The following is a 13278-nucleotide window of genomic DNA, read 5'->3' as shown; positions in this document are numbered from 1 at the left end:
TCGTATGGAGCTCACTCTGCCGACGAAAAATGCGCCTCGAGCGCGTCGAGAACGCCGGTCACCGTGTACACCTTCGCGGTGAGCGTGGGTTTGATTCCGCGTTCTTCGAGCGCACGGCTCGTCACGGGTCCAATGCTCGCGACGACGACGGAGGCCAGACTGGCGGCTGCGTCGTCACCGAGCAACTCGCACAGCGAAGTGACGGTGGACCCGGAGGTGAACATCACCACGTCGAGCCCGCCGTTTGCCAGCATCGCCCGCAGCTCGGTCGCTCGCTCGCTGCCGACGGGTCTTGTCTCGTACGCCGCAACGACGTCGACCTCGGCGCCGGCCGCGCGGAGCATTTCCGGCAGCGCATCGCGCGCCACCAGTGCGCGCGGGATCAGCACGCGGCGCACCGGGCCGGTTGCGAGCAGCGCCTTGCCGACGGCCTCGCCCACGAACTCGTCGGCGACCAGATCCGCGACGACGCCGTGGGGGCGGAGCGCCGCTTCCGTCTTTGGACCGATGACTGCGACCCGCGCAGAGCCGAACGCGCGCGCGTCTTTGCGCTCTGCGGCGAGCGCCGCGAAGAACCGCTCCACGCCGTTGGCGCTGGTGAAGACCACCCAATCGTAGCTCGACACAGTTCGCGCAGCCGCACGCAGCCGCTCCGCGTCCGGTGGCTCGACGATCTGGATCACCGGAAATACCACCGGCTCTGCCGCGCGCTCCCGCACCTGGCGGGCGGTGCTCTCGGCTTGATGCGGCGCGCGCGGCACCAGCACCCGCTTGCCAAACAGCGGGCGGTTGTCGAACCACCTCAGCTCTTCGCGCAGGCTCACCACGTGGCCGACGATGATCACCGCGGGGTTCGTGACACCGGCCTCGCGCACCCGGACCGCGATGTCCGCGAGGGTACCGGTGACGACGTGCTGCTCTGGCCGCGCGCCCCACTGCACGACCGCGGCCGGCGTCGAGGCGGGGCGACCCCCTTCGACGATCGCCGCGGTGATCTGCTCGATGCGCCGCATGCCCATCAAGACACAGATCGTGTCCGTCGCGGTGGCCAGCTTCTTCCACGCGTCCGGTGACCAGTCGGTCCCGGCTTTGTCGCTACCGGTGATGATAGTCACACTCGACGAGAGCTCGCGGTGTGTCAGCGACATTCCGGCGTAGGCGCTCGCGCCCACCGCCGAAGGGATCCCTGGTACGACCTCGAACGGAACGCCCGCGCGCGAGAGCGCGGAGGCCTCTTCGGAGCCACGAGCGAAGAGGAAAGGATCTCCACCTTTGAGTCGCACCACACGTTTGCCGGCGCGGGCGTGCGAGATGATCTGCTCGTTGATGGCGTCCTGCGACGGACTCTCGACGCCGTAGCGTTTGCCGACGTTGATCTTGACGGCGTTCGGACAGCCTTCGAGCAGCGATGCGTGAGCGAGGGCGTCGTAGAGCACGACGTCGGCTTGCGCCAGCACGTCGCGCCCGCGCACCGTGATCAGGCCCGGATCACCCGGACCCGCACCGACCAGCCAAGCTCTGCCCACGCTCATGTCGCCCGAAAGCGTAGTCCGACGGGCGGCGGTGTGGGGCATGCCTGCGTCGGGACCGTGCGGCGAAGTGCGCAGTTCCTGTCGCTCCAACCGCCTGATATTACGGATTTGCCACGCTGCGTTAGACCTCCGCTGCTTGACACTCGCTCAGGCTTTTGACAAACGCGGCCCCTCGGCGCCCGCCACGTCCCGCGCACGAGGCTCGAGTTTTCGAGCCCACCCCGGGACCGCCGCCCGCGCTGGCAGGTTGGGGAGTTGTCGTTGGGGGAAAGCTCATGCATTTGTCTTCGGAAACCAGTTTGACCGCGCAATCAAGCAGCCCACCCTCGGAAAAGACCGACCCGTGCGCGGCGCCGACCCCGGAGCCGGAGACGGATCCGGAAGGTGCCGGCGTGATCGGTCTGCAGATCTCGGGGCTCGATCGCTGGTTCGTCACCAACGGTGTCACCGCCGTGGGTCCCGTGAGCTACGAGCTGTTGCGCCGCGGGGTCGAGTCCGGACGTATCCCGGCGGGCGCCTTCGTGCGCCACGACAACTGGAAGGTGTGGCGCCGGCTCGACGAGCTCGAGCAGCTCTCCGCGGCGAAACGCGAAGAGGCCGTGCAGCACCTGTCGGCGATCAGCGCAGCGGCCGAGGAGCGAGCGAGCAATCCGTATAACGAGCCACCGCCTCCGCCGACCGAGGAAGAGCTCGCGGAGCAGGAGTCGCCGAACAAGATCCCGTCGATGCGCCCGGCCGCGGTGGATCCGGCCGGCGTGCTAGAGAGTGCAACCGATCTGGAGCAAGCAATGCTGCTCGCGCTCTCGACGGCGGTCACGGCGGCTGGCGCACACGTCGGCTTCTTGCACCTGGTGCGAGCCGATCTCGGCGCAACGGTCGCGACCTTTGCCCACGGTCCCGATGCGGAGATCTTGCTGGGGGAGCGCCTCGCGAACAACGACCCGGTGCTCCTGGCAGCGCAGGCCGGACACACCGTTCTCGGTGAGCCGCGCCTTGGCGAAGCGGGGCGATACATCGCCGGGCGCATGACACGCTGCCTGCCCGGTCCGCGAGGCGTGGCAATGGTGCCGGTCATGGTCGAGGGTCACATGTTCGCGATGATCGAGGTTGGCCGTGCGTCGCGCCCCTTCCGCGCTACCGAGATGGCCCGCGTCGAAGAGGTGACCGAGGCGCTCTCCCGGCGCATCGTCGCCCTCGGCCTCAACTGACGCGGCGCCCGGGAATGCTCGCGAACGCGAGCATGGTGTCGGCGAGCCCTGATTGGTAGTCGGGCCGGCCAGCGGCAGAGAAGCGACGCGTTCTTGATCTGTTGAGCTGTGGTTGGCGAGGGCAACCGGGGAGAGCGCAAAGTCGAGAGTTGGGCACGACCGAGGTGCCCCCGCCTCGCCCGGCCCTCGGCCGCTGTCGCGGTCTCGTGGCGGTCGTTCCCCCCCAAGCGTCGGTCCTCGGCCGCTGTCGCGGCCTGCGGGTCGCCGCGGGGGGGAAGGCGTCTGTGAGCGCTGGAAGGTCAGCGCCGAGGACCGCGCGGTCGGCGAAGGCAGCGGCGGAGAGAGGCGCAAGGAAGGAGGGAGAAGCCGGTCTCCCGCGGCGCAGGGATGGGGTGCGCGGGCCGCGAGGAGAGCAGCGTGCTGGCGTGAGCGCGCCGGGTGCCGTCAGCGCATGCGAGCGACCGCGCGTCGTTACCGTGTGCGTCGCGCACTGCCGGCGCATGCGCGGAACCGCCAGCGATTCACACCCAGCGCGCACCGCGCGCTCCCTTCGGGCACCGAAGCGGTTCGCACTCCGCGCGAGCGCGCGAGCTCGAGGACGCTGCCGCTGCCAAGACCACCGAGGGGCAATCCGGGCACCCCTCTTGTTCGAGGGGTGCGAGAGGCGTGGTTCCGAGCTCTGCGCCGCGCCGAAGCGCGTGCTTGAAAAGAGCATGTCGAGCGCGACGCGAGCACGATTCTTCTTGAGATCTAACCGGCCAATCTCGGATTGCCGCCGAGTTGGCCCGTGTCGGATCGGATCGCGATGATCGCGGCGGAAGAAAGTAAGAGGGCCCGGACAATCACTCCGAGCCCTCGGGTCGTCGCGGTGGGCGCGTTCGACGGCGCTACGTTCGCACGCCATCCCTTGCTGCGGCCAGCTTTCTGCTGTCGCGACGGTGGTCGTTCTCCAGCAGGTGAAGTGCTCTCGGGATGAGTGCCCCGACGTGCTCGACGTAGGGGCGTCGATGCTCAGAAATTAGACCGTCCGGCCGGGCCGGAGGAGCTCCGTTTGCGGGTGCCCACGGTCGCGAAGCGCCAACTGGATGCGGGGCGCTGAACGCGAGTGAGTTCCTGACCATCGAGCACATCGTTCCTTTCGCGAAGGGCGGACCGACCACCGTGGACAACTGCTGCCTGCTCTGCTCGGCTCACAACTCGTACCGAGCGCGACAGGTGTTCGGCGACGAGCACATCGTGAACGAGATCGCCGGGGCTCGAGCTCGCCGCGAAGCGAACCGCACGCCTGATGTGCCGTCCGCGCCGCCAGCACCGCCGGTGCCTGCGGTCGCGGCCGCGCCCGAGCCCGAAGTGTTCGAGAAGGTGCGCTCGGCGCTGGTGCTCTCGGGCTTCAAGCGGGCCCAGGCACGGCACGCTGTCGAACAGGTGCGACTGCGCGGGGTCGAGCCTCGGGCCGAACCCCTGCTTCGCGCCGCGATCGCCGTGCTCACACCCTGAGACGGTCCGGGCACACCCCCACAAAGGGTGTGCCGGCAGGTGCTCGTGGTCTCGGCAGTGGCAGCGTCGTGGGCACGAACGCGAGCGAGGAGAGAGGAGCGCATCATGAGTCGAAGGGGACGCACCAGGCAGAGGCTCATCGGCTTGCGCGCGACCGGCGCGGCTGCCGGCGGGAGCAGAGCGCGCGCTTGGCCAGCGCGCTGCTCGGGCTGGTCGCGGACCACCGCCCGCGCCGTGACTCGCTGGCGCGTGCGCTCTGTGCGGCCAGCAAGCGCTTCCGCCGCCTCGGCTCGGGCCGCCGCCCCGAGCGGATGGTGGACGCTCACGCTCGGCCCGGCGAGAACCGATCAGGAGCGTGGTGTCGGCGAGAGCACTGGAACCGTCGGGTCGAGCCGCGTAGAGTCCCCGCGATGGCGAGGTTCGCGGTCAGGTTCGTCGGGGCGCTGCTCGCGGGCAGCGTCGTCGGTCTGGCGCTCGCGTCCTCGACCGGTGCGTGCAGCGCGCCCTGTGAGACCGCTGACACGAGCCCGGTTCGGTACAAACAGGGCAGTGTCAGCCCGGACGGCACGACCTACGCATCTTCGCCCTGGGAGGGGCCGTATCTGCACTTCCCCGGCGGCCGTCGTTACCAGCTGGAGCACGGACTTGGTGTCACTCCGCCCGCGGTCTTCACCTATCTCGCGTTCGATGAGCGCCCGCTGCCGAACGGCAACACCGCGGAGAGCGCGGGCAACCAGGTGGTAATCGAGCGCGTCGACGATCAGATCATCCAAGTGCGCAACGACACCTGCGCCGAGTTCTGGCTGCGCGTGGTGGCAATGGCGGGCCCGAGCGCGGGTCCTGCCGACGCCGGCGGCGACTAGCGCTGGGGCAGGTGCACCCTCGTGTCTCACTCCGCAGCGTGCTGCTCCGAGCGCGCGAACTGAAGCTCATGCAGTCTCGCGTACAGGCCGCCTTGTTCCAGCAGCTCTTCGTGGTTGCCTTGCTCCACCACGCGCCCTTTGTGAAATACGACGATGCGGTCCGCACGGCGGATCGTCGACAACCGGTGGGCGATGATGATTGCGGTGCGGTTGGCGAGCAGGGCCTCTAGAGCGCGCTGCACCCGCGCTTCCGTGTCGCTGTCGATGTTCGCCGTCGCTTCGTCCAAGATCAGGATCGGTGCGTCGCGGTACAGCGCCCGCGCGAACGCGATGAGCTGTCGCTCGCCGGCGCTGAAATTCGCGCCATGTTCGTCCACAATCGCGTCGATGCCCCCAGGCCGGCTCTCGAACACGTCCAGCGCGCCGATCCGCTCCAGCGCCTGACGCACCCGCTCGCGGTCGGGCTCTTCCCCAGCCGCGATGTTGGTGCAGACCGAACCCGGAAACAGGTACACGTCCTGCGGAACCACCGCAAAACGCCGCCGCAGCTCCTCGCGCTCGAGCCCGCGCACGTCGTCACCATCCACACGCACCACCCCGCCCTCGAGCTCGTACAAACGCAACAAGAGCTGGGTCACGGTGCTCTTGCCCGCACCCGTCGGCCCCACCAGCGCGAGCTTCTCCCCGCGACGCGCTGCAAAACTCACCTCGCTGAGCACCGGAACGCCCTTCTTGTACGCGAACGTCACGTCCTCGAAAGCGAAGGCAAAGGCCTTGTCCCCCGGCGGCGCCGCTTCGGTCGGTACGGCGTCCTGCTCGCCCACCGGTGTCCCGTCGACCAAGCCGAACACTCGCTCCGCCCCCGCCATTGCGCTCTGCAGCAGCGTGTAGCGCATCGCCAGTGCACTGATGGGCTCGAAGAACTGCACCACGTAGGCGTTGAACGCCACGATCGTGCCAAAGCTCACGCTGTGGTAGCCGAACGACACCACGATGGACGCCAGGCAGATCGCGGTCACCATTTCGATCGCCGCGTCCTGCATGGCCTCGAACTTGATGCTCGCGATGTTGGCGTCGCGGTACGAGCGATTGATCGAGTCGAACTCCTCTGCCGCCTGCTCTTCGCGGCGGTAGGCCTGTACGACTCCCATGCCCGAGACCTGCTCGTTCATGGTCGCGCTCATACGGGCGGTCTTGGCGCGGATCTCCCGGAACGCCTCCCGCATGCGGCCCCGGACGCTGATCACCAGGAGGATCACCAGCGGCGTCGTGCTGAAGGTGATCAGCGACAGTTTGAAGTCGAGGATCACCATCAAGATCACGATGCCGACCAGACGCACGAGGTCACCCGCCGCCGCCAGCGCACCCGACGAGAACAGCTCCAAGATGGCGTCGATGTCGTTGGTCACGCGGGTGACGAGTCGCCCAACCGGTTGCCGATCGAAGAAGCCGATCCGCAGCCGGTGCAGGAACACGAACACGTCGCGTCGCAGGTCGGAGGTTGCCCGGGCGCCGAGGACCTGCGTGGCGTAGACCTGAACGTACAGGAGCACCTGTTCGAGCAACACGATGCTCGCCAGCGCGAGGCCGGAGCGGAGCAGAACGCCCGAGTCGCCGACCAGCACACCCTTGTCGAAGGCGTGCAGCATGATCAGCGGTCGGAACAGCGAGGTGAGCGCCGTCACCAGCACGCTCACCAGCGACACACCCAGCAATCTGCGATGCGGCCGCAGGTAGGGCCACAACCGAGCGATCAGCCGGCGGTCGTACGCCTTGCCCATCGCGCTCTCTTCGTGGAACGCCTTGAGCAGCTCCTCGGTCCGAGCTTCGGCCCCGTCCCCGGCCTTCGCCGGAGCGTCGCTGGTGGATGCGCGCGCGCCGGTCACGGTGCCTCGGCTCCGCGACTCGAGGGCACGATGTCCTCGGCGCCGAGCCGCTCCAGCTCCCGCTCGATCCGCTGTTCTTCGGCAAAAGTCGCGTAAAGGCCGGCGTTTTCTACGAGCTCGTCATGCGTCCCGCGCTCGACGATGCAGCCTTCGTCGAGCACGACGATCTGATCACAGCGAGAGGCCGCAGCCACCCGGTGGGTGATCAAGATCAGTCCACGCTTCTCTTTCTGTCGTTCGATGGCCTCCAGGATCGCCTTCTCGGTCCGAGCGTCGACCGCGGACAGCGGATCGTCGAGCACGAGCACGCGCGGATCACTCACGAACGCCCGGGCCAGCGCGACGCGCTGTTTCTGCCCGCCCGAGAGCTGCACGCCGCGCTCGCCGACGACGGTGTCGAAGCCGTCCGGTAGCCCCAGCACCTCGTCCAGGATGTTGGCTTCACGAGCCGCCTCGCGCACGGTCAAGAGCCCGGCCTCGGTGTCCGGCTCGTCGAGTGCGTAGCCGATGTTGCGACCCACCGTGGTCGAGAACAAGAACGCCGTCTGCTGTGCGTATCCGACGGCGCTGCGCACCGTCTCGAGCGGCAGCTCACACACGTCCTTGCCGTCGAGGAAGATCGTGCCCTTCGGTGTCGGTTGCAGCCGCGGCAGGAGCACGGCGAGGGTGCTCTTGCCGCTGCCCGTCCGCCCGACGATGGCCAGGGACTTGCCCGCCGGTAGCTGAAAGCTCACGTCGCGGAGCACGCTACGTTCGCCGTGAGCGAAGCTGAGCCCGCGCACCTCGAGCTCCCCTCTGACCGCTTCCGGGGCCGCAGCCTCGCCGTCCAAGATGTCCGGGACCGCTTCGAAGATCTCCTTCAAGCGTGAGTACGAGGCGCGTCCGCGCTGGACCAAGCTCACCAGGAAGCCGAGGGCGATGAGCGGCCAGGTCAGGCGGGCCAGCGCGCGATAAAAACCCAGGAATCCGCCGGGGCTCAGCTCTCCCTTCAGCATCAGGTGTCCGCCGTACCAGAACACCACCAGCATGCCGAAGGTGGTGATGGCGCTCATGATCGGGCCCATGGCTCCGCGCAGCCGGGCCAGCGCCAGGGTCTTGTCGAAGTAGTGTCGGTTTTCTTTCTCGAAGCGCTGAAGCTCGCTCTGCTCCAGCGAAAATGATCGGACCACGCGCATGCCCGCGATGCTCGACTGCACCATGCCGCTCATCGTGCCGAGTGCGTCCTGGTAGTCTCTCTGCCGGGTGAAGATCTGCTTCGAGAAGTAGCGTGTTACCATCAGCAAGAGGGGTAGGGCCGAGAGTGATGCGAGGGTGAGCTTCCACGACATCCCGAGGGTCACCGTCAGCGCGCTCACCAGCGCGAACAGCGTGTTGATCACGTTGAGAACCCCGAAACCGAGCAGCAGTCGGACCTGAGCCAGGTCATTGGTGATGCGGCTCATGATCTCACCCGTGCTCATACGTCGGTAGAAAGCCGGACCGAGCTTCTGCAGCCGGTCGAGCATCGCGCGGCGGAGCTCGTACTCTGCGATGCGCCCGCCATTGAAGACGGCCACTCGTGACAGCACTCGGATCACGAACGAGCCGAGCGCGACGGCGATCAAGAACACGCCGAGGGTCGTGGCCGCCGAGTACTCCGTGCCCACGGCCAGGTCGATGGCTCGCATCAGCCGGGTGTCGAACCAGTACTGCGCGGTCTGATACACCGCGAGCAGCACGAGCCCCACGCCGTAGCGAGGCAGCTGGCGCACGAACTGAGCACCCAGCGTGACCGGGATCTCCGACGGGGCTGGGCTCTTCTTCTGCATGGGAACGGGCGGACGAGACAACGACGCAGCGGAGACCGATCCTTGTACCAGGGGCCGACACCGCCAGGGACGTCCGAAACTCTCGGGTTTTTCGCCGGGCGCCTCGGGTTCTGCCACGCGGCCGCCGATCCACGCGGATTCGACCTCGTCGTCCGCGCGCCCGGGCTCGTGCGAAGAACGGCTCGGCTCAGGTCTTCGTGCTGACCAAGCCCAGGGTGATGGCGGCCTTGGTCAGCGCGGCGGTGCCCTGCACGTTGAGCTTGCGCATCAGGCGTTCGCGGTGCGTCTCGACGGTCCGCACGCTGATGCCGAGCTCGTCTGCGATCTGTTTGTTGGTGAAGCCGTCGGCGATCAACGTCAGCACCTGAAGCTCGCGGCGAGACAGTGAACCGCTGCCCGAGCTGGGCGGAGGCACCGACTCGCCGGTGGCGAAGATTCGACGTGAGCCGGACTGGCCGTCGTTGCGCAAGGCTTGAAGGGCTCCCAGCACGACCTCACGTCCAGAGCCCTTGCCCAAGAAAGCGCTGACACCCGCGGCGGCGAGCTCCCCCTCGCTGGCAACGCTCTCGTTCAGTCCGAGGACAACCACAGCGACGGCTGGGAACGCACCTTTGAGCTGGCGGGCCGCTTCCAAGGGTGCCGCTGCGGGGCCGGCCAGCGCCACCAGGAACACGTCGGCCTGCAACGGACCGGCGCGTCGCGCCGCGTCCTCGACGTTGGTGGCGGAGCCGACCACTTCGACCTCCTGTGCGTCACGCAGGAAGCTCTTGAGTCCAGCCAGGACGACCGGGTGATCGTCGACCAACAGGATTCTCAGCCGGTCTTGACGTGGTTTGTGGGTCGCGGCTTGCATCGAGTGGTCAGGTCGCGCTGCGAAGCGCCGTGATCGATCAACCAAACCTTCCTCCTCCGGCGCGCCGCGGTCAAGCCACGGCGCCGCCGTGATCTGCGCAGAAAGTGGCGTCTGCGGAACGAGTGCTCCTATCCGGAGCAGCTCGACCCCGCCCGCGAACCGCCGCTGGGGCGCCGCTCAGTCCGCCGCGGACAGCCTCTCGGGTTCTTCGTGCGACTCGGCAGGCTCCGGTCGGGCCTCGGCCGGGCGAAGGCTGCGCGGTGAGAGCTCCCCGCGCAGCACCGGCAAGCAGATCTTTACCGCCAGGGTCAGGACCATCAGACCAAAGGCCCAGATCCCCGCGGCGATCTTCCACTCGGCCAGCGTGGGCATGTACTCGATGAGCTCGTGCAGGGTGCTCGGAATGAAGCCCGGAACGATCAGGCCCATGCCCTTCTCGATCCAGACGCCGGTGAACCCCGCAAGGCAGGCGAGGTTGAGCATCCACGTCGCCTGCTGGCGATTCGGGGCGAGCAGGAGCACGGCAGAGACCAGGTTGAGGGCCACGGCCGTCCAGATCCACGGCACCAAGGCGGCTTTGTCGTGAAGCCCGAAGAACAGATACCGGACGGAAGCGGCGTGGGTGCCACCGGCGTAGAGAGAGGTGAACAGCTCCGACGCGAGCATGAACAGGTTCACCAGCACGGTGATGCGCAAGATGGCGCGCAGTGTGCCGATCGGGCCTTCTCCGATCTTCAGCCCGGCCACCTTGCGCAGGATCTGAAGCAGCAGCACCACGAAGGCCGGGCCGCTGACGAAAGCCGAAGCAATGAAGCGCGGGGCGAGCAACGCCGAGTTCCACATTGGTCGGCCGCCGAGCCCGCTGTAGAGGAAGGCGGTGACGGTGTGAATCGACACCGCCCAGGCGATGCTGAGGAAGACGAACGGCAGGTACCAGCGCCTGGCCGGTCGGCGTCCCAGGAAACGCATGTAGGTCAGGTAGCCCGCGATGTGCAGGTTGATCAGCAGGTAGCCGCCGAGCACCAGCACGTCCCAGGTCAGCATGGAGATTGGCCAGTTGAAGCGGCCCAGCCCCGGCATGATGTGCCAGAAGCGATCCGGGCGTCCCATGTCGACGACCACGAACGCAAGGCACACGACGATCGAAGCAATGCTCAAGAGCTCGCCCACCAGCACGACGTCGTGCATTTCGTGGTCGTCGTACAGGTACGCCGGGATCACCATCATGACGGCGCCGGCAGCGAGCCCGACGCCGAACGTGAAGTTGGCAATGTAGAGACCCCACGACACGTGATCGGTCATGCCCGTCAGCTGCATGCCCTGCACGACCTGATGGGCCCAGGTGTTGGCACCAACGAGCGCGATGGCGGTGAGAGCGATCATCCACACGTAAAAGCGCGCCGGACCGTCCGTGCTCATCTTGAGCGCGGTCCACAAGAAGCGCGGGTAAGTGACGAGGTGTGTGTCGCGGTTCATCGTGAGCTGCGGGGGGGGCGTGGTTATTTGTCGAAGTAGTAATAAAAACGAGGTTGGGTCCCGAGCTCTTCCTTGAGCACGTAGACCCGCTTGTTCTCGAGCACCCAGCGGATTTCGCTGTCTGGATCGAGCAGGTTGCCAAAGACCCGCGCGCCGGTTGGGCAGGCCTCGAGGCAGGCAGGCAGGCGTCCTTCACGGGTGCGGTGCAAACAGAAGTGACACTTCTCGACCACGCCCTGCGGTCGGATGCGGTTCGAGAGGTAGGACTGCTCCGGATTGATCTCGTCAGCCGGAACCTCGGGTTTGGTCCAGTTGAAACGCCGCGCGTGATAGGGGCACGCGGCCTCGCAGTAACGACAGCCGATGCACCAGTTGTAATCGACGACGACGATGCCGTCCTTCTCCTTCCAGGTCGCTTGCACGGGGCAGACCTTGACGCACGGCGGATTGTCACACTGCTGGCACTGCACTGGCAGGTAGTACTTGCCCGGCGCCGGCACCGCGTGATCGTAGTCGGCCGTGCCCTTCTCCATGTCGAAGCTGCCCTGCTCCATCTCCAGCACGCGGATGTACGAGTTGTTGGTGCTCCTATCGTGGTTGTTCTCTTTGTGACACGCCTCGGCGCACTTGCGGCAGCCGATGCAGACCGAGAGGTTCAGTGCGTAGGCGAACTGCACGCCATCTTCGGGTCGTACGTCGCCGATCGAGACCTTGCGGCCGTACCGCTGTTCGGTCTCCCGCTCCAGTCGCGCCAGGACTTGCTCCAGGTCCGCACGGCTGAGCTCGCGGTAGTGTCTCTGCAAGAACTCGCTCAGGCTGGTCGTCTGCGAGAGCTTCTCGAGGGGCGACAGCGCCTGCGCGAACGCTGCGGTGCCGACGGTGGCGCCGACAACCTTGAGCGCCACGCGGCGAGTGACTGGCTCAGCCATGGGGAGCTCCCTTGGCTGCCGCGCCCGAGCGCTGGTTTTCGAGCCCGCGGTCCCGGGGCAAGAGCACGGGTTGTCCGGGCTGATACCGAGGCAGATGCGGGTCGTGGCAATCTACGCAGTTGTTGCGAGTCCGGCCGCCGCGGGTGCGATCCCAGTAGCCCTGCATGCCGCCATGGGCGCCCTTGCCGTAGTCGCGGTACTGCGGGCCGTGGCACTGCCCGCACAAGAGCATCACCTCGGTCATCGGGATCTTGCGGCCGTCCGCCAGGTGCAACGAAGTTGCGTCGCCCGCCTGATGACACTGGGCGCAGGTCAGCGTGCCGTGCTCGAAGCTCAGGCTCTGATGAAACTCCTTCAGCTCGGATGCGGACGCAGGCAGCGTGTCGTGCTTGCGCTGCGAGTGACAGCTCGCGCACGAGACACGAATGGGCCGCCCGAGTGGGTCGAGCTCGTCCGTCTCGATCGAGGTCAGCTTCTCCGGGCTGCGAATGAGCACGGGCGCCGGCGCTGCCGAAGCGCGCGGCGCGCTCGCGCCGAAGCGGGGATTGTCGGGGCGATTGCAGGCGACCGCTCCGAGCACGAGCGCGCTGATCAGGATGGCATCGAACGGAGGCTGCCCAGGCACGGCGGCGTCAAAAGAGCACTTGCCGTGCCAGCTGCTGGAACTCGCTGAAAACTAGCGGATTGGGCGCGGCCTCCACGCGGGGACTTCGATGCTTTGCGCACTCGTTGCGCAATCAATCGACCTTGCTGTCCAGTTTGCGCGGAGGCTCTTCGCACAGTCCCCGTCGGCGCTCAGCCTCGGCCCCGATTAATGGCTCAATCGCGGGAAAGCCGACGCGTGGTCCGCGCTGGCCCGTCCGTTGCTTGGCACTACAGCTTGCCATGCCGGTGAGTGCTCTGGTGCTGACCCTCGACCCCGGGGAGCGGGAGAAACGTGGGGTGAAGTACGTCCTGTCTCGCGACCCACGGGTAACGCTGGGTGACCTGGTCGATGACTGTCTTCCGGTCGTGACCACAACCGATTCCCTCGAAGAGGCCGAAGATCTCGCCGAGCAGCTGCTCGGTATTCCGGGGGTCCGTTTCCTGGACGTCGTCAGCGTCGACTTCAGCGACGTGGAGGAGATCGCCAGTGGTTCTGCGGGGCGCTCGCCGCGCCGCGCCCGGCGAGCTCATCAGCAGAACCCAGCCAAGGAAGGGCAGTGAAAGTGGAGCGCCGAGACTTC

The 13278-nt window shown here is 67.2% G+C and carries 11 protein-coding genes; 4 read left to right on the top strand and 7 right to left on the bottom strand.

Translation table 11 applies throughout. From position 1 onward, the window contains the following. Positions 1–11: 11 nt before the first annotated feature. Positions 12–1532: a uroporphyrinogen-III C-methyltransferase gene (gene cobA / locus IPI67_34335; protein ID MBK7585255.1), complete on the bottom strand. Its 1521-nt coding sequence runs from the start codon at positions 1530–1532 to the stop codon at positions 12–14. A 299-nt stretch (positions 1533–1831) separates the two neighbouring features. Here cobA and IPI67_34330 point away from each other — a divergent pair, with 299 nt between their 5' ends. The 3 genes from IPI67_34330 to IPI67_34320 all read left to right on the top strand — a co-directional run bounded on the left by IPI67_34330 (position 1832) and on the right by IPI67_34320 (position 5100). After that, a complete protein-coding gene (locus IPI67_34330; protein MBK7585254.1) occupies positions 1832–2740 on the top strand; it encodes a DUF4339 domain-containing protein in 909 nt (302 codons plus the stop codon). A 1017-nt stretch (positions 2741–3757) separates the two neighbouring features. Continuing rightward, positions 3758–4237 (top strand): HNH endonuclease, encoded by a 480-nt coding sequence (locus tag IPI67_34325; protein ID MBK7585253.1) that lies wholly within the window; start codon positions 3758–3760, stop codon positions 4235–4237. Positions 4238–4647: 410 nt separating this feature from the next. Beyond that, the gene (locus IPI67_34320) at positions 4648–5100 is read left to right on the top strand and encodes a hypothetical protein (protein MBK7585252.1); all 453 of its coding nucleotides are present in this window, start codon (positions 4648–4650) and stop codon (positions 5098–5100) included. 26 nt (positions 5101–5126) lie between these two features. On the opposite strand, the gene IPI67_34315 is transcribed toward IPI67_34320, so the two are convergent. The 6 genes from IPI67_34315 to IPI67_34290 all read right to left on the bottom strand — a co-directional run bounded on the left by IPI67_34315 (position 5127) and on the right by IPI67_34290 (position 12677). Continuing rightward, the gene (locus tag IPI67_34315; protein ID MBK7585251.1) at positions 5127–6911 is read right to left on the bottom strand and encodes an ABC transporter ATP-binding protein; all 1785 of its coding nucleotides are present in this window, start codon (positions 6909–6911) and stop codon (positions 5127–5129) included. 71 nt (positions 6912–6982) lie between these two features. After that, positions 6983–8794, bottom strand: coding sequence for an ABC transporter ATP-binding protein (locus IPI67_34310; protein ID MBK7585250.1), 1812 nt, complete (start codon positions 8792–8794; stop codon positions 6983–6985). Between the two features lie 187 nt (positions 8795–8981). Continuing rightward, on the bottom strand, positions 8982–9647 hold the full coding sequence (locus tag IPI67_34305) for a response regulator transcription factor (GenBank protein MBK7585249.1): 666 nt from the start codon (positions 9645–9647) through the stop codon (positions 8982–8984). A 177-nt stretch (positions 9648–9824) separates the two neighbouring features. Beyond that, positions 9825–11123, bottom strand: coding sequence for a polysulfide reductase NrfD (nrfD, locus tag IPI67_34300; GenBank protein MBK7585248.1), 1299 nt, complete (start codon positions 11121–11123; stop codon positions 9825–9827). Positions 11124–11146: 23 nt separating this feature from the next. Next, positions 11147–12052 (bottom strand): 4Fe-4S dicluster domain-containing protein, encoded by a 906-nt coding sequence (locus IPI67_34295; GenBank protein ID MBK7585247.1) that lies wholly within the window; start codon positions 12050–12052, stop codon positions 11147–11149. Beyond that, positions 12045–12677 (bottom strand): hypothetical protein, encoded by a 633-nt coding sequence (locus IPI67_34290; protein ID MBK7585246.1) that lies wholly within the window; start codon positions 12675–12677, stop codon positions 12045–12047. The genes IPI67_34295 and IPI67_34290 overlap by 8 nt, the downstream gene beginning before the upstream one ends. A 260-nt stretch (positions 12678–12937) precedes the next feature. Here IPI67_34290 and IPI67_34285 point away from each other — a divergent pair, with 260 nt between their 5' ends. Then, positions 12938–13258: a hypothetical protein gene (locus IPI67_34285; protein MBK7585245.1), complete on the top strand. Its 321-nt coding sequence runs from the start codon at positions 12938–12940 to the stop codon at positions 13256–13258. Positions 13259–13278: the final 20 nt, after the last annotated feature.

This window comes from Myxococcales bacterium (genome assembly GCA_016706225.1).
GTDB lineage: Bacteria > Myxococcota_A > Polyangia > Polyangiales > Polyangiaceae > JADJKB01.
The sequence above is the reverse complement of the archived record's forward strand: the minus strand, read 5'-3'. Positions and strand labels throughout refer to the sequence as shown.